Genomic DNA, 23,534 nt, shown 5'->3' on the forward strand with positions numbered 1-23,534 from the left:
CTTTTCTGGAGAGACGAGCATGACAATCAAGGTAGGCATCAATGGTTTTGGCCGCATCGGCCGCAATGTGTTCCGTTCGGCAGTGCAGAGCTTTGGCGATATTGAAATCGTTGGCATCAACGACTTGCTCGAGCCAGAATACCTCGCTTACATGCTGCAGTACGACTCCGTGCATGGCCGTTTCAAGGGCGACGTCAGCGTTGAAGGCAACACCCTCATCGTCAACGGCAAAAAAATCCGCCTGACGCAAGAGCGCGACCCGGCCAACCTGAAGTGGAACGAGGTCGGCGCGGAGGTCGTCATCGAATCCACCGGCCTCTTTCTGGACAAGGCCGGCGCCGGAAAACACCTGGCCGCCGGTGCCAACAAAGTCATCATCTCGGCCCCGTCCAAAGATGACACGCCGATGTTTGTGTTTGGCGTGAACCATAACACCTACAAGGGCGAGCACATCATCTCCAACGCCTCGTGCACCACCAACTGCCTGGCCCCCGTGGCCAAGGTGCTGAACGACAAATGGGGCATCAAGCGCGGCCTGATGACCACCGTGCATGCCGCCACCGCCACGCAAAAAACCGTGGACGGCCCGAGCAACAAGGACTGGCGCGGCGGCCGCGGCATTCTGGAAAACATCATTCCCTCCAGCACCGGCGCCGCCAAGGCCGTGGGCGTGGTGATTCCCGCGCTGAACAAAAAGCTCACCGGCATGTCCTTCCGCGTGCCGACGTCTGACGTCTCCGTGGTGGATTTGACCTGCGAGCTGAACAGCGAAGCCACGTTGAAAGAGATCTGCGCCGAGATGAAGGCGCAAAGCGAAGGCGCGCTCAAGGGCGTGCTCGGCTACACCGAAGACAAGGTGGTGGCGACCGACTTCCGCGGCGACACCCGCACCTCCATCTTCGACGCCGACGCCAGCATCGCGCTCGACGGTACCTTCGTCAAGGTCGTCGCCTGGTACGACAACGAATGGGGCTACTCCAACAAGTGCCTGGAGATGGTGCGCGTGGTCGCGAAGTAAGCGCTGCTTGTTTCAATAAAAACGCGCCTCTGGGCGCGTTTTTTTATTCAGCGGCTGCTTTCACGTTTCGGTGCCCGTTGTGTTCCTCAGGTGGCTGCACCCAACTTCCAACTTGTTTGGCAGTAGGTGTTTGGGTATGGATAAACCAGGGCGCTCGTCGTCCCACGCCATGGCGCTCATCTTCCAGCCCGCGGGCGTCTTGACGAATTGCGTGGAGATCATGCCCCGCGCCTCGAATGGAACGCCGTTGTTCGTGCCGGACTTCGCGTACGCGCTATAGCGATGGGCCACATTGCCGAAGACCTCTGTGGTTTCGGACAGCTCCAGCTCGCGGAACCGTGTCAATTCGCCGCTACTCACCATCGCCTGGCGGGGCTCGATGAACTGGCGGACGCCGGATATCTCAGGCGTTGCGGCCGTGTTCTTGATCAGCAGGCCAGGCTCGATAAAAAGCGCATGGATGTTTTCGTAGGCAGGGGTTTCACCCGCCTCGAATGAAACCGCACGAAAGAATTCGGCGGCCAGCGCATCAAGCTCGCGTTTGACCGCTGTACGGTCTTGCTCCTTGTCCATGATGACTCCTTCTCGTGGTCGTGGTTTGCATGCTGCAATTCCTCATTGGCACCGACTTTCGCTCAAGCCGCGGCCATGGCGGGCGGCAGTGCCGTGAACAGGTAGTCGATCAGGGCACGCACCGTAACGGGCACCCGGCGGGTGGCCGGATAGAGCGCGTACAGCGCGATTTCCGGGGACTCCTGCCACTGCGGCAGCACCGGCACCAGGCGCCCCGCCGCGATGTGTTTCGCCGCCAGAAATTCGGGCTGCAATATCAGCCCGGCGCCTGCGACAGCGGCCTCGACCAGCAGGTCGCCGTTGTTGGAGCACAGCGGCCCGTCGACCGCAACGTGCGCCTTTTCCCGGCCCCTGCCGAGGTGCCACACATGCCCGGTATTGGCATGGGCGTAGTTGAGGCAACGGTGCGTCTTGAGTGCCTTCGGCGAGTCAGGTATTCCGTGCGCCTGCAGGTAGCCCGGGGCGGCGTAAATGGCTCGGGGTACGGCGCACATCCGCCGCGCCGCCAACGAAGAATCCGGCAATTGCGCAATGCGCAGCGTGAGATCAAAGCCATGCTCGAAGGGGTCGAGCAGGCGGTCGTTCAGCTCCACGCGCAGCTCGACCTGGGGATGCTGCGCCAGAAATTCCGATAGCAGCGGCGCCAGCACCAGCTTGCCAAACGACATCGGTGCGTTGACGCGCAACGGTCCGGCCACAGTACCCCGCAGGGCCGCCATGGCTTGGCGGGCTTCGGCGGCAATCGCCAACAGGTCCACGGCGTAGTCGTGCAGGGTCGCGCCGGCGCTGGTCAGGGCGATGGCGCGCGTCGAGCGCACGAACAGGGCGCCGCCGTAATCGGCCTCCAGCGAGGCAATGAGCTTGCTGATTTGCGAGCGCGTCACGCCCTGCGCACGAGCGGCCGCGGCAAAGCTGCCCAACTGTTTCGACAGCACCAGCGCCTGAAGGGCATCGAGTCGGTCCATTGTTTCCTCTTTGGATGCAGTTTGGTTCCAAATTGCCAACTAGTCATCTTATAGGAAGCAATTTAGGATTCGAACTCATTTCGTTTTAAACCACCCCCTGAAGGAAGCATCATGACGCAAGGCAAACTCGAACTGCTGACCCCCCAGAACTGCGCGCTGGTCTTGATCGACCACCAGCCGCAAATGACCTTCGGCGTAGCCAATATCGACCGGCAGCTGCTGAAGAACAACGTCATCGGCCTGGCCAAGGCGGCCCAGGCTTTCAAGGTACCGACGGTGCTGACTTCGGTGGAGACCGAGTCTTTCTCGGGCAACATCTGGCCTGAGCTGCTCGCCGTGCTGCCCAACAACAAGATTTTCGAGCGCACCAGCATGAACACCTGGGACGACGCCGCCGTGAAGGCCGAGCTCAAGAAGATAGGCCGCAAAAAGCTGGTGCTCGCCGCGTTGTGGACGGAAGTCTGCCTGAACTTCCCGGCGCTCGAGGCGATGGCGGATGGTTACGAGGTCTATTTCGTCGAAGACGCCTCCGGCGGCACCTCGGTCGCGGCGCACAACATGTCGGTGCAGCGCATGATCCAGGCCGGCGCCGTGCCGCTCACCTGGCAGCAGTTCCTGCTGGAAATGCAGCGTGACTGGGCACGCAAGGAAACCTACGCCGCCACCACCGGCATCGTCGTCGAGCATTCCGGCGCCTACGGCTCGGGCATCGACTACGCGATCACGCACGTGCACAAGATGCCGGCGCGCAAGCTGGGCTGAGCAGGCCATGAGCAGCGCCGTGAGCAGCGATCTTCCGGCCGCAAGCCCGGGGAGTGACGCATCCACCGAAAGTGTCAGCCTGGTGGTGCGCCACCGCGTGCGCGCCGGCGCACAGGCCGCCTATGAGGGCTGGCTTGCCGAGACCATGCGGGTGGCCGCGGGCTTTCCCGGCCACCAGGGGGTGCATGTGGTGCGCCCGGCCGCGGGCGGCGTTGAATACATCATCGTGGTCCGCTTTGCTACCTGTGACCAGCTGACGCGCTGGTACGAGTCGGCCGAACGCGCGCGTCTGATTGCGGCCGCGCAGCCTTATCTGGCGCGCGGCGAGCAGGTCAGCTTCGGCGCCGGCATCGACTACCTGTTCCCGCCTGAACACGGTGCCGCCGGCGAGCCGCCCATGAAGTCTCCCGCATGGAAGCAGTGGCTGATCACCACCTCGGTGATCTGGCCGCTGACCATGGTCGTGCCGTGGGCGTTCGGACCCGTCTTCAAGGCACTGCCCGCGCTGGGTGTGTATGGGGTGCAGCACGGCATTCTTGCCGCCGTCATCGTGGCGCTCGTTGTGTGGGTGATCATGCCGCGCTACACGCAGCTCGTGCACGACTGGCTATTTCGCAAAGAATAGTCCCCACGAAAATTGGCCAGCACGAACGCACTCTGTTGCTGGCCCTCCTTTGACCAAATCCCGGAGAGTCCCATGACCCCTGCCATCACCTCCGCCGACATCATTTTCATCAATGGCCGTTTCACCACGCTGGACCGGCAGAACCCGGTGGCCCAGGCCGTGGCTATTGCCGGCGGCAGGTTCCTCGCCGTCGGTGACCGCGAGGACGTCATGCGCCACGCCGACGGGAAGACGCAGGTGATAGACCTGGGCGGCGGCGCTGCCCTGCCGGGCCTGCACGACAGCCACACGCACCTGATCCGCGGCGGCCTGAACTACACCATGGAGCTGCGCTGGGACGGCGTGCCTTCGCTGGCCGATGCGATGGCCATGCTCAAGGCGCAGGTGGTGCGCACGCCGGCGCCGCAGTGGGTGCGTGTGGTCGGCGGTTTCACCGAGCAGCAGTTCGCCGAAAAGCGATTGCCGACGCTTGAAGAAATCAACGCCGCCGCGCCCGACACCCCGGTCTTCATCCTGCACCTCTATGACCGCGCGCTGCTGAACGCCGCAGCGTTGCGCGCCGTCGGCTACAGCAAGGACACGCCCAATCCGCCCGGCGGCGAGATCGTGCGCGACGCGCAGGGCAACCCGACGGGCCTTTTGCTTGCCAAGCCGAACGCGATGATTCTCTATGCCACGCTGGCCAAAGGCCCCAAGCTGGACCCCGACGCGCAGGAGGCTTCGACCCGGCTTTTTATGCGCGAACTCAACCGGCTGGGCATCACCTCGGTGATCGACGCCGGCGGCGGCTTCCAGAACTACCCCGACGACTACCGCGTGATCGAGAAGCTGCGCGACGCTGATGAACTCACGGTACGCATCGGCTACAACCTCTTTACGCAGCGGCCCAAGCAAGAGGTAGACGACTTCAAGCAGTGGACAGAGCTGCTGCCGCCGCTGGCCGGCAACGACATGTTCCGCCACAACGGCGCCGGTGAAATGCTGGTGTTCTCCGCCGCCGACTTCGAGGACTTCCGCGAACCGCGCCCCGACCTGCCCGGCAGCATGGAGGACGAGCTCGAGCGCGTCGTGCGCCTGCTGGTCGAAAAGCGCTGGCCCTTCCGGCTGCACGCAACCTACGACGAATCGATAGGCCGCGCGCTGGACACCTTTGAGAAGGTCAACCGCGAGATTCCGTTCAACGGCCTGCACTGGTTCTTCGACCACGCTGAAACCATCAGCATGCGCAACATCGAGCGCGTCAAGGCGCTGGGCGGTGGCATCGCCGTGCAGCACCGCATGGCCTACCAGGGCGAATATTTCATCGAGCGCTATGGCGCCAAGGCCGCTGAGCATTCGCCGCCAATCCGCCGCATGCTCGATGCCGGTGTGCCCATCGGTGGCGGCACCGATGCGACCCGCGTCGCAAGCTACAACCCCTGGATCTGCCTGCACTGGATGGTGACCGGCCAGACCGTCGGCGGCACCACGATGTACCGGCCGGACAACCTGCTCGACCGCGACACCGCGCTGCGGCTGTGGACCAGCGGCAGCGCCTGGTTCGCCAATGCCGACGGGCAAAAAGGCCAGATCAAGGCCGGCCAGCTTGCCGACTTCATTGTGCCCTCGCGTGATTTCTTCGGCGTGCCCGAGTCCGACATCAAGGACCTGGTCTCCCATCTGACGGTGGTCGGCGGCCGCATCGTGCATGGCGACGGCAACTACGCCAGGCTTGCGCCGCCCATGCCCAAAGCCGCCAACGACTGGGCGCCGACCAACGCCTACGGTGGTTACTGGCGCGAGCCCGCACTGGGCGGCAACCAGCCGGGCCGCGCCGCCCCAACCACGCAACGCAAGGCCCTGCTGCCGTTTGCCGACTGCTGCGCCAGGCCCTGCGCCGTGCACGGCCACGCGCACACCAAAAGCTGGCTCGGCAATGCGCCGGTGTCGGATGAGAAGAGCTTTTGGGGCACGCTGGGCTGCGCGTGCTGGCTATAAAGAATGATCGCAGGGAGAACGCGATGGACACACAGAACAAGCAATTTTCAACCTCGGCGCTGTGGCTCGCCAAGGTCTTGCTGGCGATCGCCTTCGTCTACAGCGGCGTGTCCAAGCTGTTGAATTTCGACTCGGCGATCGACGAGGCCAACCATTTCGGCCTGAGCCCGGCGGCGTTCTTTGCCGCCGCGGTGCTCGCCACGCAGCTGGTCGGCGCGGCGCTGATGCTGCTGGGCCGCGGGCTGTGGTCGGCGCTGGGGGCCCTGGCGCTGGCCGGCTTCACCGTGATCGCCACGGTCATCGGCCACCCGTTCTGGACCATGAGCGGCATGGAGCAGTTCCACAACCGCAACGCCTTTCTTGAACACCTGGGGCTGGTCGGTGGCTTCGTGCTCGTGGCCGCACTGTCGTGGGACCGTCGCGCCGTACTAAGGTGAAGCCCCGCTACAAGGAAATCTGCGCCCGGATGAAGCTGCAAAGCGAAGGCGCACTCAAAAGCGTGCTGGGCTACACCCAAGACAAGGTCGTCGCCACGGACTTCCGCGATGATGTACGCACGTCGATCTTCGACGCTGATGCCAGCATTGCGCTTGACAGTACCTTCGTGAAGATCGTGGGCTGGTACGACAACGAATGGGACTGCTCCAACAAGTGCCTGGAGATGGTGCGGGTGGTGGCGAGCAATTCGACTTCAATAAAAACACGCTTGGGCATGGTGAACTCGGGCCACCGCATGCGCCAGTTCTTGCAAACGCAATTTCCGGGTCGCGACCCGCCGCGCTTTGACGTGAGCGTGGCGCTGTACAGCGGTCCCGTGACACCGGCCCGTCTGCAGGACCCGCTGCACGACTCGGCTGTGCAAACCTTGCCGGTAGACGCCGCGGTCAATACCACCATGCTGCTGCAAAAAGCAGGCGCAGTTCTCAGGCTGAGCCATCATCACCGGCATGACCATGCTGCGCAGCGTCATGGGCGCGGTGGCAAGGGATAGAACCATGGGCAGCATGACACACCAGCGGTGTTTGTCCATTTCTAAGACAATGATTGAGGTCCACGGCAAGCGAGTTTGAGGCGTTTATGACGATGAAACGACAGACCCTGGCGATGTGGTCGTAGTCCTCAAGCAGCATTGCCTCAAGGGGCTTTGGGCAAGCCATTGCGGCTGTGGATCTATTCTTTCGTTCAATCGGCAGCCTGGCTCGGGCTGTCGCAAATCTGCCGGATCTGCGCCGGAAGCTCCATCGGATCAAACGGCTTGGCGATCACGCCCAGCGCGCCCAGCGCCTTGTACTGGGCCACTTCGGCCGGCTGCACTTTGGCCGTCATGAAAATCACCGGCGTGCTGGTGGTGGCCGACAGCTGGCGCAAGGCCTGCAGCGTGCTGGGGCCGTCCATGCCGGGCATCATCACGTCCAGCAAGAGCAGGTCGGCAGCAGCGCCGGGAGCCGCTGCCAGCGCTTCACTGCCCGAGGCACAGGCAATGACAGTAAATCCACCAACGGCTTCAAGTGCCATCTGGGCAATCGCGCGGATGTCGGGTTCGTCTTCAACGTAAAGGATGCGATCAAAGGGTACGGGCATGGCGAGAGGCTCAGGTTTTGGGGTGGAAAGATCTGGGGCGGGTCAGAGTACGCATGAGCGTGGCCCGCAGTTCGTCATCGGAAGTTTTCGCCTTCAGCAGAATGGCGGTGGCGTGCCCCCTGTCGGCGTCGCTCACATCGCTGGCTGAAAAAATCACCACCGGCGGAGCTGGCTCGAGCTGCGCAATATCACCAAACAGGCTCGAGCCGGACGCCTCCTCGGGGCCCAGGTCGAGGTCAAGCAGCACGGCATCCACCACGTGGGTCCGCAGATGCGTTCGGGCTTCTTCCAGTGTGGCGGCGAATACGAACGTGGCAAGGTCCTGTGAAATGGCGGCCGTGATGCGCTGGATGTCCTGGTCGTCTTCCACATGCAGAATGCGCGGCTTGTCCCCGGTGATGCCCGCAATCGCCCGGCGCAAGCCGAGGATCAGCCGGTTTTCATCAATCGGCTTTTCGAGCCAGCCGGACACCATGAGCGGCTGGTTGTTGAATTGCAGCCGCCCCTCTTCGGCCATGGCCGACACCACCACGACGGGCAGGTGGCGCGTGTGCTTTTCGTCGCGCAAGGCACGAATCAGCGAAACGCCGTCCCGGTCGGGCAGTCTCAGGTCCACCGTCATGGCGGCGTAGGCCTGGATCGTCAACAGCTCCAGTGCCTGCGCTGCACTGTGCACCATGTCGGCGTCAAAGCCCCCCTTGTCGAGCATCATGCCGATCAGCTGCGCGACGTCGGGGTCGTCTGCGCACACCAGAATGCGCGGTCTGGGCGCCGGTTGGCCGGCCGTGACGGGGCCTGTGCTTGCCACGATTGACTTGATGGTCGGCCATTCGGGCAATTCAAAAAAGAAGGTCGTCCCGGCGCCTACCTCGGAGCTGAAATCCATACGGCCGCTCATGCGCTCAACGATGACCCGTGAAATGTTCAGTCCCAGGCCGGGGCCTCCTTTTTGCCGCGTATCCGACGAGTCGGCCTGCGAAAACTTCTGGAAGATGCGCGGGCGAAACTCCTGTGGGATACCCGAACCGTGGTCACGGACCTCGACACGCACCCGCCCATCGGCTCGCAGCAGCCTGACCTGAATGGCTGTTTGCGGCGGTGAAAACTTTACGGCATTGGACAACAGGTTGGTGACGACCTGCATGAAGCGGTCGCTGTCGACAGTGGCACGCAGGGTGTCGTCGGGGGCGTCCAGCTCCAGTGCGACTTTATGCTGTGCGGCGAAGCCTTCATTGGCCGCCAGCGCCTGTTCCAGCAGGGGTTTGAGCTCGGTCACCTGCAACTCGAAGCGCATTTTTCCGGACTCGATTTTCTCACTGTCCAGGATGTCGTTGATCAGGCGGATCAGGCGCTCGCAATTGTCCTTGGCAATGCCCACCAGGCTTTTCGCCTTGTCCGGCAGCACACCGGCCACACCGCCCGCGATCAGGCCCAGCGAGCCGCGAATCGAGGTGAGCGGCGTGCGCAGCTCATGACTCACGGTCGAGACAAACTCGCTCTTCATGCGGCCGATGCGCTTCAACTCGGTGATGTCGTTGCCCAGTGCAAAAAAGCCAATCACCCGGTCTTTCTGTTCGCCCTCGCCGTAGCGCGGGAAATACTTCATGTCGTAGTCCCGCAGGCCGCCCTGGGGTTTCATCTGGGACCTCTCGTAGCTGACCGAATAACCCGCGAGCGCCTCTTCAACCTTGTCGCGCACCTCCTCGTAACAGTCGCTGCTCAGTACCTCGCGCAGGGTCTTGCCGTGGATCTGGTCGTAGTTCAGGCCGAGGCTTTCCTCGTAGGCCCGGTTGTGAAACTGGATGCGTTGCTCCGCGTCGACGTAGGCAATCAGCGCCGGCACGGCGTCGATTACCTGCCGCATCCGGGATTCGCTGGCGCGCAGGGCGTCGCTGATGCGTTTGGTTTCAGTGATGTCATGCACAATGGATGTGAACAGCCGCTTGCCATCCACCGTAACGTTGCCGAACGACAGCTGCAGCGCAATCTCGTCGCCGTTCTTGCGCAGCCCCCGGGTTTCGCGGCCGGATTCCCTGAACCCTTCTGGCTGGGAGAGCCGGGCATTGAAATACTTTTCAAACGCAGGGCGATGACGGACCGGCATCAGTTGCGTCACTGGGCGCCCCAGCAGCTCCGGCAGCTCGTAGCCAAACAGCTTCAGGCCGGCCGCGTTGACGTTCGAGATGAGGCCGTCGGCGGTGGTGATGATCACCCCCTCGCCCATGATTTCGGTCACCGCACGGCTCATGGCCACGCTGTCGGACAACTGGGCCTCTGCCCGCCGGCGCTTCGCTTCGTAATGGTTGAGCATGAAGATCGCCCAGCCCAGCGGCCCCAGCGAGAGCAGGCCGCCGGCCAGGATCAGCAGCTTGATGACTTGCGCGCTGCTCCGGGTTCTGTCGTGTAATCGCTGCAAGGCGAGTGATCCATTGGCTTTGATGCTCTCGACCAGGCTGTCGATGTTTTCACGAAATTGGCGATTCGAATCACTGCTGGCCTGCACGGCAGCGGCCGGCAGCCCGGATTCCTGCCGTGTTTTCACGGATTGGTCCATGCTTTCCAGACCATGGGCCATGGAAACCTCCAGCGAGGGCCATAGCCTTTGCTCGTCGGTGGTAGCGACCGCTGCGCGCGCTTCGGCCAGCGTGTTTTTCACGCCAGTGCGGGCCGCCTGGTAGGCCTTCAAATCGCCCGTGTCGGCCGTGATCAGGTATTTGCGCTGCCAGGACTCGGTGGTTTTCAGTTGGGAAACCATCCGATCCAGCAGCAGCACGGTGTCCTGCGAGTTTCTCTCGGTGCGGGCGTCGTCCAGCAACCCCTTGATGGTCGAGTAAGAGCCCACGCTGATCAGCAGCAGGAGTGCCAGTCCCGCGCCCAGCGCCAGGTTGATTTTGGTGCGGAAGGTGAATTTCACGGCGGCACTGTCAGCTCTGGGATGACTCGGAAGGCAGGCTGAGCCTGACCATGTTGATCGCTTCCGTGATTTGCTGCTGCAGCGCGCCCGTGGGCGGTGCACCCGCGTCCAGCAGGGCCCGAACGGCCAGCTCCAGGGCATGACTGGCGTGGCTCAAATCGCGAGAACCGTAAGTCCCGGCCGTGCCGTGCAGATTGTGGGCCATGCGCTCCAGGACACCGAGTTTGTCTTGTGCCTCATCGGCTTGCCGGACGTCCTGCCACAGCGCTTCGATCCGGGCCACTTTCTCAGGCAGCGTGCGCCGGTAATCGGTGCGCTGGGCCTCTATGAATTGCAGAAGCTCAAGCTTGGACCGGCTCATGGTGGGATGCAGTGCCAGCGCACTTATTTGGCTTTTTCCGGCCAGGGTTCGGTGCTGGGGGGAATGGCTGGCCGGTCGTCGGGCAGGCCGGTCACGGTGCGCACAGCTTCCAGCAGGGCGTCGGCTTCGAACGGCTTGGTGACATAGCCGTCTGCCCCGCCTGCCAGACCTTTGATGACCGCTTCGCGCGTGGCCTTGCCGGTCATCATGATGACCGGCACGTTTTTGAGCGCAGGGTGCTGGCGCATTCTGAGCAGAATGTCGAAGCCGTCGGCATCGGGCAGCATCACGTCCAGCAGGACCAGATCAGGAACCGGGAGTTTGCGCAGTTCGGCGACGATCTCTGCCCGCGCGCCGGCGATGCGCGCATCGAAGCCCTCGAACGTGAGGTAGTGCTGCAGGAACTTGGCCAGGTGCGGCTCGTCTTCCACAATAAGGGCGGACAGCTCCTCCTCCTCCTCCTCCTCGGGCAGCACGCGCAGCGGCCGCTTGCGCGCAATGCGCACGAAATAGCCGGCCTTCTGCAGCGAAGCAGTACCGGCATCGGCTTCGGCCGTGGCCAGCGTCAACGCTTTCTTCGAGGGCTTGATGGTGAACTGATCGGCAAACGGATCGTCTATCCGGACACGCAGCAACCCCCTGTCGATCAGCCGCGAGAAGGTGGCATCGAAGTCATCGGGTGGAAAAGGCTTCATGCCCGCCTTGATCTGGCCGAGGGTGAGGATGCCATCCACGCGGACCAGCAATTCAACTTCCGCGGGCAAGGCCGTGGTCATGGCACCGCGCAACTGGTGCTCACCCAGAGGCGTCAGTGAATAAACCTCCTTGTCGTGCACGGTATGTCAGCCCTTGTTCTTGGTTGCTGGAAGCTACCTCTTGGCGTGGCTATCAGGCTGATTCTAGTGATTTATCAAGGTGTGAGGCAAAGGGGCGGAGGCGAGGCGAGCCCGCCGGCCCCTCGGTCGACGAGCCAGCAAGCCAGCACCCTCAAGAACCGACGCGCCGCTGCACTGGTGAAACATCCGGGGGGGTTTACTGTATACCCGCCGGTGTTTCGGGGCCAGTCCCGCCGCTTGCAGCGGTTGCGGGCGGCAAGACGGCGCCCAGCGCGGAGATCAATTCGCCCAGCGAGATCTCCAGGGCCCCCAGCAGGCTGTCTATGGCCCCGCGCGGCAAGTCGTTACCGAGGGCCTGCTCCAGCGCGCCGGCATCGGCGGGCACGCGCGTGGCACCAATTTGCGCCGATATGGCCCGCAGGGAGTGACTCAGCAGTTCCGCGGTTTTCAGGTCGCCCGCATCAAGGGCTTCGCGGATGCGCACGGGCGCGTCATGGCGGCCTTCCAGGTAGCGGCGCAGCATCGACACATAAAACGGTTTCATGCTCATGGCCCGGGGGAGCCCCAGTGCGATGTCAAGCCCGGCCACACCTTCAGGCAACACCACGTCCGCCGCACTCGTCGCCCCAAGCGCCGGCATGGCCGCCTCGGGAACAGGCGGAGCTGCAGCAGGCGCCTGCGCTACAGCCGGCGCCTCCAGACTCTCAAGCGCCCTGCGCAGTTCGGTCGCGGCGTCTGCCCGCTCCTTGCCCGTCAGGCGGCCCATGTCGATTTGCAGGTGAATTCCCGGCCGGTCGCACTGGATGACGCCGGCATCAGCCAGCGCAGCTGCGCTGGTTTGATGCACGGCATATACCGCGATGGGCTCGGCAAAGCCCTTGGCGAGAACCGGGCCCCGGGCGTCCACCTGGATTTCGCCCTGCACCAGGGCATGGGTTTCGCTGGAAATCAGGATTTCGCCGGGCTCGGCGGCTTGCTCCAGCCGGGCGGCGAGGTTGACCTCGCGCCCGATGATGGTGTACTCCATGCGCAGATTGCTGCCGAAATTGCCTACGTCGCAAAATCCCGAATTGATGCCGATGCGGATCTCGAAGCGCTTGTTGATGCCCATGGCCTTCCAGCGCACATGGAGCTCATCCATGCGCTTTTGCATGGCAACCGCCATCCTGACGCACTGCACCGCATCCTGCCGAGGCCCCAGGGTATGCGGGTCGCCAAAAAAGATAACGATGGCGTCGCCAATGAATTTGTCGAGCGTGCCACCGTATTCGGCTGCGATCAGCGACATCTCTTCGAAATAGCTGTTGAGCAGGAAAGTGACTTCCTCGGGCTGCCACTGCGCCGTCGAGGCCGTGAAATTCCTGATGTCGGAAAAAAATACCGTGAGCCTTTTGCGCTGGGTCTGGATTTTGGCCTGGCGCGAGCCGTCAAAAAGCGACCGGTAAACCTGCGGCGCAAGATAGCGCGACAGCTGCTCGGACAAGCCCTTCAGGCGTTTGGCGTTGGAACTGCGCTCCAGGTGAAGCCTGACCCGTGCAAGAAGAATGGGCGGGCTGATCGGTTTGGTGATGTAGTCGGTGGCGCCCAGGTCCAGGCCTCGTTGCTCTTCTTCCACACTGCTAAGGGCCGTCAGGAATATGACCGGTATGTCTGCCGTGCGCGGGTCGCGCCGCAGCTGCGCCATGACCTCATAGCCGTCCATGACGGGCATCATGACGTCGAGCAGGATAAGTTCGGGCCGCATGTTCGCCCTTGCCATCTCCAGGCCGGCCTCGCCCGAATCCGCCACCAGTACCTCGTAACGGCTCTCCAGCAAGGCGGCAAGGAAATAGCGGATGTCGGCCGTGTCTTCAATCACCAGGATGTGCGGCCGCGCCGGGGTAGCCACGCTGCCGGTGGCGGAATCCAGCAACCCGTCTGTTCCTGGCCTCCCCGCTTGGTTCATGGTCCGGATCTTCCTTTAAAACCCGCGAGCCCCGCCCCGGGGCAACCCGAATGCAGGGCGGCAGGCGCAGGTCTGCGCGGCACTGTGCACCATGTCCGAATCAAAGCCGCTTTTTTCAAGCATCAGGTTGATCCGCCGCGAAATGTCGGGGTCGTCTTCGCAAACCAGGATGAGGGGCCTCGTCGCAGCGCTGCCTCAGTCATCAAGCGGCAGCGGCATCGCTTCGGGCAGCTCAAAGAAGAAAACGGTCCCCACCCCGACCTCGGTTGTAAATCCCATGTTGCCACCCATGTGCTCCACGATGGCGCGGGAGATATTCAGGCCCAGGCCCGTGCCGCCCTTTTGCCGGGTGTCCGACGAGTCGGCTTGCGAGAATTTCTGAAAGATGCGCTCGCGAAACGCTTCGGGAATGCCGGGGCCGCTGTCGGCCACTTCAACCCGGATCCGCCCGTTGCTGCACAGCAACCTGATGTGTACGCAGGACGCCGGCGGTGAAAACTTCACGGCATTGGACAGCAGGTTGGTGACGACCTGGGTGAGCCGGTCGCTGTCGACATTGACCATTACGGCGTCTGCCGGTGCATCGAGGGCCAGCTCGACGTTGTATTGGCCTGCGAAGCCTTGATTGGCCGTCAGGGCCTGCGCCAGCAGGGGCTGCAGTTTCACCTGCTGCAGCTCAAAGCGCATCTTGCCGGACTCGATTTTTTCGCTGTCAAGAATGTCGTTGATGAGCCTGATGAGCCGTTCGCAGCTATGGGTGGCAATGCCGACCAGGTTCTTGGCCTTGGCCGGCAGCTCTCCGGCGACACCACCGGTAACCAGGCCCAGCGAGCCGCGGATAGAGGTGAGCGGCGTGCGCAGCTCATGGCTGACGGTGGAAATAAATTCGCTCTTCATGCGATCGATGCGCTTGAGTTCGGTCACATCGGTACCTAGCGAGTAAAGGCCCACCACCTTGCCTTCATCCCCGTCTTCGCCATAGCGTGGAAAGTACTGCATGACGTAGTCGCGCAGTTGGCCATCCGCAGCTTTCTGCACGCGGTCATACTGCACCGCGTAGCCCAACAAGGCTTCTTCGATCTTGCTGCGCTCGTTTTCGTAAAGCTCATCACCCATCATCTCGCGCATTGTCTTGCCGTGGATTTGATCGCGCTTCAGGCCAAAGCCTTCTTCGTAGACCCGGTTGTGAAACTGAAAACGCTGTTCAGCGTCGACGTAGGCAATCAAGGCTGGCACGGCGTCCGTAATCTGGTGCAACAGCGATTCGCTGGCGCGCAACGCCTTGGTGCGCTTCTCTACGGCGTCCTCAAGGCTGCTCATCTGCAGCGTCGCTTGCCGCGCCAGTTCCCATTTGGTGGTCAGTGTCTTGGCCAGCTGGCTGACCTCGATCACGTCGAACGGCTTCTTGACGACGAGCAGGCGATCCTGCACGTCCAGCCGCGCCAGCACTTCCTCCCACGGGTAGTCGGAGTAGGCCGTGCAGATCACGATTTGCACCTGCGGGTCGATGCGCCAGAGCCGCTCGATCGTCTCAACGCCATCCCAGCCGGGGGGCATGCGCATGTCCACAAAGGCCATGGCATAAGGACGGCCGGCCCGAACGGAGGCTTCGACCTTGGCCACGCCTTCGTGCCCCTGGTAGGCCGAATCCAGTTCGAAGCCGTCACCGGACAGCGGTGCGGCCTGGCCAAACAGGGCCGCTTCGACGTCGTCCAGATCGCGCGCCGCCGGCCTGGCTGTGAGGATCTTGCGAAAGTCCTCATGCATCGAGGGCATGTCGTCGACCAGCAAAATGTGCCGGTTCTGCAGCGTGTTCATGGCGCACTCCTGTTTTCTTGTGGGTCGATGTGGTTTTCACTGGGCGGGCGTTGCCGGGAGGCCGAAGGGAGCGTGAAGTAAAACGTGGCACCTTCACCAAGTTTGGAATCGGCCCAGACCCGGCCGCCGTGCCGGCCGACGATCCGGCTCACAGTGACCAGCCCCGCACCGGTTCCGGGAAACTCATGGACCGCGTGGAGCCGCTGGAAGGTACCGAACAGCTTGCCGGCGTAAGCCATGTCGAAGCCGCTACCGTTGTCTCGCACGAAGAACACCGCCTCGCCGTCAGCGCCATCCAGCCTGCCAACCTCGATCTCGGTATGGGTCCGAAGGGACGCGAACTTCCATGCGTTGTCCAGCAGATGCTGCATCGCGATCCGGATCAAGCGCTGGTCGCCGTGTACCCACAAGCCATCTTGAACGGTGATGGACGCCTCGCGCTGCGGAACAACGCTGCGGTATTCGCCCATGAGCTGGCGCGAGATGGCGCTCAGATCGACCGGCTCCATGCACAGCTCGGCACGCGATACCTGAGCCAGGGACAACAGGTCGTCGATCAGTTGGGCTCCCACCACGGCACTGGCCTGAATTCTGGACAGGTAATGAAGCACCCTCTTGCTGGCATGGCCGCCCAGCTCCTTGGCCAAGAGATTGCTGAACGCGTTCATGATGCTCAGCGGCGTGCGCAGATCATGCGATACGGCGTACGCAAATGCCTCGAGCTCCTTGTTGGATTGGCGCAGGGCCGCTTCGGTCGCCGTGAGATTCTGCACGGCCTCTTCCAGGCTGCTCATCTGCAGCGTCGCCTGCCGCGTCAGCTCCCATTTGGCGGTCAGCGTCCTGGCCAGCTGGCTGACCTCGATCATGTCGAACGGCTTCTTGACGATGAGCAGGCGATCCTGCACGTCCAGCCGCGCCAGCACTTCCTCCCACGGGTAGTCGGAGTAGGCCGTGCAGATCACGATCTGCACCTGCGGGTCGATGCGCCAGAGCCGCTCGATCGTCTCCACGCCATCCCAGCCGGGGGGCATGCGCATGTCCACAAAGGCCATGGCATAAGGACGGCCGGCCTGAACGGAGGCTTCGACCTTGGCCACGCCTTCGTGTCCCTGGTAGGCCGAGTCCAGTTCGAAGCCGTCACCGGACGGCGATGCGGCCTGGCCAAACAGGGTTGCTTCGAGATCGTCCAGATCGCGCGCCGCCGGCCTGGCTGTGAGGATCTTGCGAAAGTCCTCATGGATAGAGGGCATGTCGTCGACCAACAAAATGTGCCGGTTCTGCAGCGTGTTCATGGTGCACCCGGCGCTGTGTTGATTGGAAGTTCCAGTGTGAAGGTCGCGCCCTTGCCGGGGCCGTCGCTGTGGGCCGTGAGGGTGCCGCCCATCTGCCTGGCCGCCAGCGCACAGCTGTGCAGCCCGAAGCCGTGGCCTGCCTTGCGGGTGGTGAATCCGTGCGCAAAGATCCGCGTCAGGTTCTCCTCCGGGATGCCCTCGCCCTCATCCTTGACGGATACCCGCAAATGGGAGCCGGCGACGACATCCACACGCAGCGTGATCTGGTGCGATCCACCCGCCATGCTCGCCATTGCGTTCTTGGCGTTGCTGATCAGGTTTACCAGGATCTGCAGCACGCGCGCCCGGTCGAGCCGTACCACCGGTACCTGCGCAAACTCCTTGACCACGGTCACCTGATGGCGCGCGAGTGCTCCACCGTTCATTCGCAGGGCATCCTCCGCCAAATCGCATATCTGGACTGGCACGACGAGGCTGGACCCCCCCGCATAGGATTGCTGGGTGGCCACGACGTCCTTGATGTGATCGATGCTTCGGGTGAGGTGCCCCAGTTCCTCGATCATGCCTTGCTGCTCCTGCGCCAGGGTTTGCGCAATCCTGCTCAGGTAGCCGGGCAGCATCCTGCCCTTGTCGTCAAGGGTCAGAAAATCGCCCAGGTCCGCCGCGTGCTCGTCCATCAATTGCACGGCCCGCGTCAAACCCTGGGCCCTGGAGGTGCGCAGCGTGCTGCTGACCAGGTCGGCAGAGACGTTGACGCCGTTGAGAATGTTGCCCACGTTGTGCAGCACGTTGGTGGCCATCTCCGCCATGCCGGCCTTGCGCGCCGTAGCGACCAGTTCACTTTGCATCTCGTGCAGTTCCTGAACCCGCTGCTCCAGATTTTCATTGGCGCCATGGAGTTCCTTGTTGACGCGGTTGATGACGGCATGACTGCGCACCAGACGGGCCGCCGCATACAGGAGCAGCGCCACCAGCACCACCGAGAAGATCAGCAGGTACTCACGATGCTGCCCGCTCTGCACTTCAGCGCGTTGGTGTTCAACGGTTAACGCGTTGCTGATCTCATCAATACGGGTTGCCGTCGGCACCACAGTAATACTGCCGAGAAGCTGATTGACGACCTTTTGCTCGCGCAGGATGGTGCGGACATGCGCGCCGAAAATATCCAGCTTCTCCCTGGTATCCGATGGAAAAACATGCGAACCGGCTTCAAGCCGGCTCAACTCATTCTGAATTTCAGAGCCTCTGTCATCCGATGCGCTCTGGCTGTACAGCATGCTGGCCAGCAGCAGCTTGTTCACGCTGATCAAGGTGCGCCTGGCTGCTGACCGTGCGCTTTCACTGGTTTTCCCGATCGACTGTTCGACGTCCGCTGCCGCGGTCGGCAAGAAGATCAGCGAGTTGCGCAGCACCGAGTTGTTTGATTTGAATTGTTCGATCAGGGCGGCTTTTTCCTGGATGTCACGCAGCAGCGCCGCGCGGCCCTCCGCCAACACAGCAGCTTCGTCGTGTTTTTGGGTCTCCATGTCCGCCTTGAGCTGTTCCAGCAGCCGGCTCAATTCAGTCAGGGAGTCAGCTAGGGGATCGTAGTGCGTGTTGATGCCGACCCTGGATTTCAGCACGTCCAATTCCCATTCGGCATCCAGTTGCTTGAGATGCCGCAGCAGGGCGACATTCCCAAAGTAATCTGACTCACCAAAGCTCTGCGTTTTGGCATAGAGGAAAACCAGAACCGACAACAGTACGGCGGTTGCAACCGCCATCGGTAGCCAGGCCAGTCGATTGGACGCTCTCACGGTTTCACGTCCAGTTCGCCGGTCAGAGTGCCCAGAAACCTGATGATCGATTCTTTGTCTTCCCTGGAGCCGACGCGGCCGAGCTGGTACCTGAACATGATGTCAACGGCATCTTCCAGCGTCTTTGCGGAGGCATCGTGGAAATAAGGCGCGGTGAGCGCGACGTTGCGCAGGCTAGGCACCTTGAAGACATACTTGTCACTTTCCACCTTGGTGACGAGATAACGGCCAAGATCGGCCTGCGTCGGGTTGCCGCGCTTTTCGAAGTAGTTGCCCATGACGCCAAACTTCTGAAACATATTGCCGCCCACATTCACGCCCTGGTGGCAGGCGACGCATCCATACTGCTTGAACTTTGCATATCCGGTTTTCTCGGCGGCGGAAATGGCGTTGGCGTCACCACGCAGAAATTTGTCAAAGCGCGAATTCGGCGTGATCAGGGTCCGCTCGAAGGTCGCGATGGAATTCTGGATATTTGCCTTGGTGACCCCGTCCTTGTACGCAGCAGCAAATGCGCTCTTGTACTTGGCGTCCTGCGACACCTTTTGAACGACTTCTTCCCATTTCGAACCCATCTCAACCGGGTTCTGTATGACCTGATCAACTTGTGCTTCCAGCGAGTCGGCACGACCATTCCAGAACTGCCTGAAATTGAGCGCGGCATTGAGCACGGTCGGGGCGTGGACATCGGTCAGTCCGCCATGCAGTCCCACCGAACGCGCGCGACCGTCAGCGCCGCCCTTGCTCAGATCGTGGCAGCTGGCGCAAGACACACGGCCATTGCCGGACAGGCGCGTATCGCGAAACAGCTGCCGCCCGATTTCGGCGCGAGCCGGATCCTGCTTAAGGGTCAGCGGAATCGGTTGGATCGGCTCATCGAGCAAGGCCGCAGTGGCGGTATGGGATGCCCAGACGACCATGACGATCACGAGCTTCAACATGCTCGATGTCGTTGTTTGTATGGTGGTACGGACCGGAGACATAGTCGTAGTTCTTTTTCTTGCCAACCCTGTTGCCTTGCCAGCTCTGCTGGCTTCGTCTTCAATACGGATCAAATCACACTTCACACTTATCAGCCGTGTACTTGATAAGCTGTTTTCTGCGTGGCTGTATTTGTGAGCAATTTGCGAACATTGTGCAAGAAAACGTTTCTTTTTGCCTGTCCTCTTTGGGTAAAAAGCCGATTTGGACAAAATCCCGGCCAAAACAACCCTATTTCAGCAACGCATGCCGCCGATGGCGTCATGGCCGAGATCGGTCTGCATCAATCTCTGGTCGCACAAGACGCTTAGCCTGGACTTTGAGCAAAGCCCCGCCGCGGCAATCAGGCCATGCGGTTTCGCAGCTGTTGGTGCACCGAAGAAAAAAAAGTTGTCGCCATCGACTTCCGGGGTGATGTACGCACGTCGATCTTCGATGCCGGCGCCAGCATCGGCCTGGACGGCACCTTCATCAAGGTTGTCGCCTGGTACGACAACGAATGGGATTACTCCAACAAGTGCCTGGAGATGGTGCGCGTGGTCGCGAAATAATCGCTACCTGTTCGAAAAAAAACGCGCCTTCTGGCGCGCTTTTTTGTGGGCTATCAGTCGCTTATTTTCTTGCCTCTTGTCTGGCAACGCATTCCGGGAAGAAAACGCATGCCAAATGCAGGACTCATTCCTTCGGAGCGCCCGAGTTTTTTACGATGGTCTCGTAGCGTTTGATTTCCGAAATTGAAAACTTCGTGAATTCCTCCATGCTTCCGCCGGCTATCTCGGCGCCAATTTCATGAAACCTGGTTCGAATTTCCGGTTTTTGCAGCAGCTGGTTGAATTCTTTGTTGAGCCGGTGGACCACCTCTGCAGGGGCGTTGGCTGGAAGCATGATGCCGTACCAGGCCGATGCCACCATAGGTACACCCGCTTCTTTGAAGGTGGGAACAGCCGGCAGGGCCTGAAGCCGCTTTTCAGAAGCCACGGCAAGCGGCCTCAACAGTCCACCCTTGATACTGCCCAGGGAGCCTGTATCGATCATCATGTCGATATGTCCTGCTATCAGGTCTTGCGCCGCAGGGCCGCTTCCCTTGTAAGGTACATGCCGGATGTCGATGCCGGATACGGTCTTGAATTGCGCGCCGGCCAGATGCTGCGAACTACCTATGCCCGCTGACCCGTAGGTGTATTGGCCGGGCGCGCTGCGATCAGCCTCCACAATGTCGTTCAGGCTTGTCCACGGTGATTTGGCCGGAACCACCATCACATTCGGTATGGCGCAGAGAAGGACAACGGCGGTAAAGTCCTTGACCGGGTCAAAGCCTTGCTTCGCGTACAGATGAGGCCCGGCCGCGTTGGTCGAGCTGGTGGCGAGCAAGAGGGTATAGCCGTCCGGCTTCTCCTTCACAAAGGACTGTGTGCCGATGTTGCCGCCCGCGCCCGCCTTGTTGTCCACCACGACGGCAACCCCCATCGATTGCGCCAGGCCCTGGGCGAGCAGGCGTCCGATCTGGTCTGTGGCTCCACCGGGCGCCCAGGGAACAATGATCTTGATGGGTTTGTCCGGGTAAGCAGCAAGGGCCCACGACGAGGGCAGGAGACCAAGTGCCACCACCAAAGCGCAGCGGCGCAGCTTGCCGAAAGGCTTGTTTTTTAGGCTTGTCATCATTTCAGACTTCCTTCTGTTTGAGGCGTTCATCGATCCACGAGGCGGAGTAACTTCCGTTGAGGATGGACTGAATCGTTGCCAGCTCCTGGGCAACCTTTTTCCTGGCTCTTTTGGCAACAGCCAATGCCTCCTGGGGGGAGACGGCTACCAGGCCATCGGAGTCGCCAACGATGATGTCACCCGGGTTGACCAGCATGCCGCCTATGCTGATGGGCCGGTTGATGGTTCCAGGGCCATCCTTGTAAGGGCCGCGAAGATTGATACCCCGCGCCCAGCAAGGAAATTGGTGTTGTTCAAAGGCTTGCACATCCCGAACAGCGCCATCCATCACAAATCCGACGCTGCCTCGCATGCGGGCAACGGTCATCATGATTTCTCCTACCAGGGCGCGCGAAATATCTCCTGCGCCGTCCACCACGAGTGCGTCGCCGGGCAGCAGCAGCTCCAGGGCCTTGTGGATCAACAGGTTGTCGCCTGCGCGCACGCTGACCGTGAGGGCATTGCCGCACATCGTCACAGGCGTGCGGTTCACGGGATGCAGTCCGGTGGTGCCCACCAGACGACCCATCACATCACCGATCACCGATGACGGCATGCCACGCAGTGCTTCAATCCCGGGTACAAAGGCGTCCCGTCTCGCTTCAATCGCGATTCCATTTGACATGCGGATTCCTTTTTCCGGGTTCAATCTACGGTCGCGCCGGAGCGCTTCACCAGGGACTCCCAATAAGGAAGCTCTTTGGCAATGAATTGCGTGAATTGCTCCGCTGTTCCCGTCACATCGCTGGAGCCCAGCTTGCTGAGGCTGGCTGCGACGTCTGCACTCTTGAGCACTTTGTTCACGGCCTGGTTCAGGCGCTTGATGAGGTGGGAAGGTGTTTTGGAAGGGACAAAAACGCCGTACCAGTTTTCAATGACGAAACTGGGATAACCCAGCTCCTTCATTGTGGGAACATCAGGCATGCCTTTGGAACGAACGGCCCCCGTGGTCGCCAAAGCGCGGATTCGCCCGGAGTTCAATTGGGCGGCAATGGCCGTGGTCGTCTCGAACGCAAGTGGCACCTGACCGGACAGCACATCCGCCAGGGCCGGGCCTTGGCCCCTGTAAGGGATGTGCGCGATATCCAGCTGTTTCTCCAGCTTCAGCAGCTCGCCCATCAGGTGCTGTGGGCTACCGCTGCCGCCCGATGCATAGCTGTATTTTCCGGGGTTGTTCTTGATCAGTTCAAGGAGCTGGTTGACGCTGGTCGCCGGTACCGATGTGTTGACGTAGAGAACCAGGGGCACCGAGGCGACCTCGCCAACGGCGGCAAGATTTTTGACGGGATCGATTCGCAGCTTGTAAAGATTGCGGTTGATCACAATGCCTGTGTTGTTGCCTAAAAGAATCGTGCAGCCGTCACTTGCCGCATTGGCAACAAATTCAGTGCCAATGTTGCTGCTTGCGCCTCCCTTGTTTTCCACAATCACGGTGGTGCCCAATTCCTTGGCCAGGCCTGGCGCCAGCAGGCGCGAAAGTATGTCGGTCGTGCCGCCGGGTGGGTAGGGCGAGATGATTTTCACGAGGGGGCACGGATAGGCCGTTTGCCCGAAGGCGCCCAGCCCGGTGAGGGCCAGCCCCACACCCATTGCCAGGGCAGATGCTTTTTTCTTGAATGCTCTCATGTCGTTTGTCTCCTGAATTCCTGATTTATTGAGCCGGCCTGGTTGCGCAAGCGCGTTGCAAGGTGTGGTACCCATACTTTTTGCGAGCCTCGGACAAGGCCATGCCACCCAGTGCGGCATTCAATATTTGCTCTTCGGTTTCGCGGGTCTGCAATGCCTTGGCAAGGACTTCATGCATCTTCAGCCTGGGTACGACCACGATGCCGTCTGCATCGCCAACGACCAGATCACCGGGCAGCACACGCACATCGCCCAGCGTGACCGGCTGTTCGTAAGCCTCCACCTGGACACGGTCCTTGCCTGTCCGCATGAACTTGCCGCAGGCATACAGGGGATAGCCTGCCTTGTCAGCTTCGGACGTGTCCCGGCATACGCCATGGATCACCGTGCCCCCTATGCCCTTGTGGGCGGCGAGCTGGCTGAGAATGCCGCCCCAGACCGTGCAGTCCAGACGGCCGCCATTGTCCAGAACCACCACCGTGCCTGGTGTCAAGGTGTCGATGAAATCGCCCACGGTGCCGGGCTCGAACCGGTCAACGGGGGCGAATCGAATCGTGAAAGCAAAGCCAAACAGCTTTTGCGGGCCAGCCACGGGCTTGATGCCCAAGGCGCTGCCTGGCAAGCCGAAGTAGTCCAGCGAATCGGACACTTCAGCGGTGGACAGTGACCTGGCCTGTCTGAACCAGTCCAGTTTCTCGAAATCTTCTTGCATTGTTGCGCTCTCAAATGGAGAAGGCGCCATTCTTTAGTAAAGTTAGATTGA

Annotated in this window: 20 protein-coding genes and 2 pseudogenes; 7 read left to right on the forward strand and 15 right to left on the reverse strand. The window is 61.5% G+C overall.

Features of this window, described 5'->3' with window-relative positions; translation table 11 throughout:
* Nucleotides 1-19: 19 nt before the first annotated feature.
* Nucleotides 20-1,018: a type I glyceraldehyde-3-phosphate dehydrogenase gene (gap, locus tag PJE01S_RS12715; protein ID WP_068833993.1), complete on the forward strand. Its 999-nt coding sequence runs from the start codon at nt 20-22 to the stop codon at nt 1,016-1,018.
* Nucleotides 1,019-1,078: 60 nt separating this feature from the next.
* Here gap and PJE01S_RS12720 read toward each other — a convergent pair whose 3' ends face one another.
* Together PJE01S_RS12720 and PJE01S_RS12725 are read right to left on the reverse strand one after the other, a co-directional pair.
* Nucleotides 1,079-1,591, reverse strand: a complete 513-nt coding sequence (locus PJE01S_RS12720; protein ID WP_245660754.1) for a hypothetical protein — start codon at nt 1,589-1,591, stop codon at nt 1,079-1,081.
* A 62-nt stretch (nt 1,592-1,653) separates the two neighbouring features.
* The gene (locus tag PJE01S_RS12725; RefSeq protein WP_068833995.1) at nt 1,654-2,556 is read right to left on the reverse strand and encodes a LysR family transcriptional regulator; all 903 of its coding nucleotides are present in this window, start codon (nt 2,554-2,556) and stop codon (nt 1,654-1,656) included.
* Between the two features lie 111 nt (nt 2,557-2,667).
* Between PJE01S_RS12725 and PJE01S_RS12730 the strand changes: the two genes are divergently transcribed.
* From PJE01S_RS12730 to PJE01S_RS24505, 5 genes and pseudogenes are all read left to right on the forward strand, one after another.
* Nucleotides 2,668-3,318, forward strand: a complete 651-nt coding sequence (locus PJE01S_RS12730; RefSeq protein ID WP_068833996.1) for a hydrolase — start codon at nt 2,668-2,670, stop codon at nt 3,316-3,318.
* A gap of 7 nt (nt 3,319-3,325) precedes the next feature.
* On the forward strand, nt 3,326-3,943 hold the full coding sequence (locus PJE01S_RS12735; protein ID WP_068833997.1) for an antibiotic biosynthesis monooxygenase: 618 nt from the start codon (nt 3,326-3,328) through the stop codon (nt 3,941-3,943).
* A gap of 72 nt (nt 3,944-4,015) precedes the next feature.
* Nucleotides 4,016-5,920, forward strand: a complete 1,905-nt coding sequence (locus PJE01S_RS12740) for an amidohydrolase (RefSeq protein WP_068833998.1) — start codon at nt 4,016-4,018, stop codon at nt 5,918-5,920.
* A 23-nt stretch (nt 5,921-5,943) separates the two neighbouring features.
* Nucleotides 5,944-6,357, forward strand: coding sequence for a DoxX family protein (locus PJE01S_RS12745; RefSeq protein WP_068833999.1), 414 nt, complete (start codon nt 5,944-5,946; stop codon nt 6,355-6,357).
* Between the two features lie 8 nt (nt 6,358-6,365).
* Nucleotides 6,366-6,599, forward strand: a pseudogene (locus PJE01S_RS24505) (type I glyceraldehyde-3-phosphate dehydrogenase); the annotation flags it as partial.
* A 503-nt stretch (nt 6,600-7,102) separates the two neighbouring features.
* Here PJE01S_RS24505 and PJE01S_RS12755 read toward each other — a convergent pair.
* The 9 genes from PJE01S_RS12755 to PJE01S_RS12795 all read right to left on the reverse strand — a co-directional run bounded on the left by PJE01S_RS12755 (nt 7,103) and on the right by PJE01S_RS12795 (nt 19,518).
* The gene (locus PJE01S_RS12755; protein WP_068834001.1) at nt 7,103-7,501 is read right to left on the reverse strand and encodes a response regulator; all 399 of its coding nucleotides are present in this window, start codon (nt 7,499-7,501) and stop codon (nt 7,103-7,105) included.
* Nucleotides 7,502-7,511: 10 nt separating this feature from the next.
* Entirely contained in the window at nt 7,512-10,415 is a 2,904-nt protein-coding gene (locus PJE01S_RS12760; protein ID WP_068834002.1) for a PAS domain S-box protein, read from the reverse strand.
* 10 nt (nt 10,416-10,425) lie between these two features.
* Entirely contained in the window at nt 10,426-10,776 is a 351-nt protein-coding gene (locus PJE01S_RS12765) for an Hpt domain-containing protein (RefSeq protein WP_068834003.1), read from the reverse strand.
* Nucleotides 10,777-10,799: 23 nt separating this feature from the next.
* Nucleotides 10,800-11,612: a response regulator transcription factor gene (locus PJE01S_RS12770; RefSeq protein ID WP_157090320.1), complete on the reverse strand. Its 813-nt coding sequence runs from the start codon at nt 11,610-11,612 to the stop codon at nt 10,800-10,802.
* Nucleotides 11,613-11,808: 196 nt separating this feature from the next.
* Entirely contained in the window at nt 11,809-13,557 is a 1,749-nt protein-coding gene (locus tag PJE01S_RS12775) for an adenylate/guanylate cyclase domain-containing protein (RefSeq protein WP_068834004.1), read from the reverse strand.
* A 195-nt stretch (nt 13,558-13,752) separates the two neighbouring features.
* Entirely contained in the window at nt 13,753-15,375 is a 1,623-nt protein-coding gene (locus PJE01S_RS12780) for an ATP-binding protein (protein WP_068834005.1), read from the reverse strand.
* The gene (locus PJE01S_RS12785; protein WP_068834006.1) at nt 15,372-16,667 is read right to left on the reverse strand and encodes a sensor histidine kinase; all 1,296 of its coding nucleotides are present in this window, start codon (nt 16,665-16,667) and stop codon (nt 15,372-15,374) included. The genes PJE01S_RS12780 and PJE01S_RS12785 overlap by 4 nt, the downstream gene beginning before the upstream one ends.
* Nucleotides 16,664-18,430, reverse strand: a complete 1,767-nt coding sequence (locus tag PJE01S_RS12790; protein ID WP_084389506.1) for a DAHL domain-containing sensor histidine kinase — start codon at nt 18,428-18,430, stop codon at nt 16,664-16,666. The genes PJE01S_RS12785 and PJE01S_RS12790 overlap by 4 nt, the downstream gene beginning before the upstream one ends.
* A gap of 29 nt (nt 18,431-18,459) precedes the next feature.
* Nucleotides 18,460-19,518, reverse strand: coding sequence for a cytochrome-c peroxidase (locus PJE01S_RS12795; RefSeq protein WP_245660755.1), 1,059 nt, complete (start codon nt 19,516-19,518; stop codon nt 18,460-18,462).
* A 306-nt stretch (nt 19,519-19,824) separates the two neighbouring features.
* Here PJE01S_RS12795 and PJE01S_RS12800 point away from each other — a divergent pair.
* Nucleotides 19,825-19,995: pseudogene (locus PJE01S_RS12800) on the forward strand (type I glyceraldehyde-3-phosphate dehydrogenase); the annotation flags it as partial.
* Between the two features lie 124 nt (nt 19,996-20,119).
* On the opposite strand, the gene PJE01S_RS12805 reads toward PJE01S_RS12800, so the two are convergent.
* The 4 genes from PJE01S_RS12805 to PJE01S_RS12820 are packed head-to-tail and all read right to left on the reverse strand — an operon-like array spanning nt 20,120 to nt 23,483.
* Complete coding sequence (locus PJE01S_RS12805) at nt 20,120-21,106, reverse strand: Bug family tripartite tricarboxylate transporter substrate binding protein (RefSeq protein ID WP_245660757.1); 987 nt, start codon at nt 21,104-21,106, stop codon at nt 20,120-20,122.
* 1 nt (nt 21,107) lies between these two features.
* Complete coding sequence (locus tag PJE01S_RS12810; protein ID WP_068834010.1) at nt 21,108-21,770, reverse strand: RraA family protein; 663 nt, start codon at nt 21,768-21,770, stop codon at nt 21,108-21,110.
* A gap of 20 nt (nt 21,771-21,790) precedes the next feature.
* Complete coding sequence (locus tag PJE01S_RS12815; protein WP_245660758.1) at nt 21,791-22,891, reverse strand: Bug family tripartite tricarboxylate transporter substrate binding protein; 1,101 nt, start codon at nt 22,889-22,891, stop codon at nt 21,791-21,793.
* Complete coding sequence (locus PJE01S_RS12820) at nt 22,797-23,483, reverse strand: RraA family protein (protein WP_068834012.1); 687 nt, start codon at nt 23,481-23,483, stop codon at nt 22,797-22,799. Before PJE01S_RS12820 ends, PJE01S_RS12815 begins: the two co-directional genes overlap by 95 nt.
* Nucleotides 23,484-23,534: the final 51 nt, after the last annotated feature.

The sequence above is a fragment of the Polaromonas jejuensis NBRC 106434 genome (genome assembly GCF_001598235.1).
In the GTDB taxonomy this organism is placed as follows: domain Bacteria; phylum Pseudomonadota; class Gammaproteobacteria; order Burkholderiales; family Burkholderiaceae_C; genus Polaromonas; species Polaromonas jejuensis.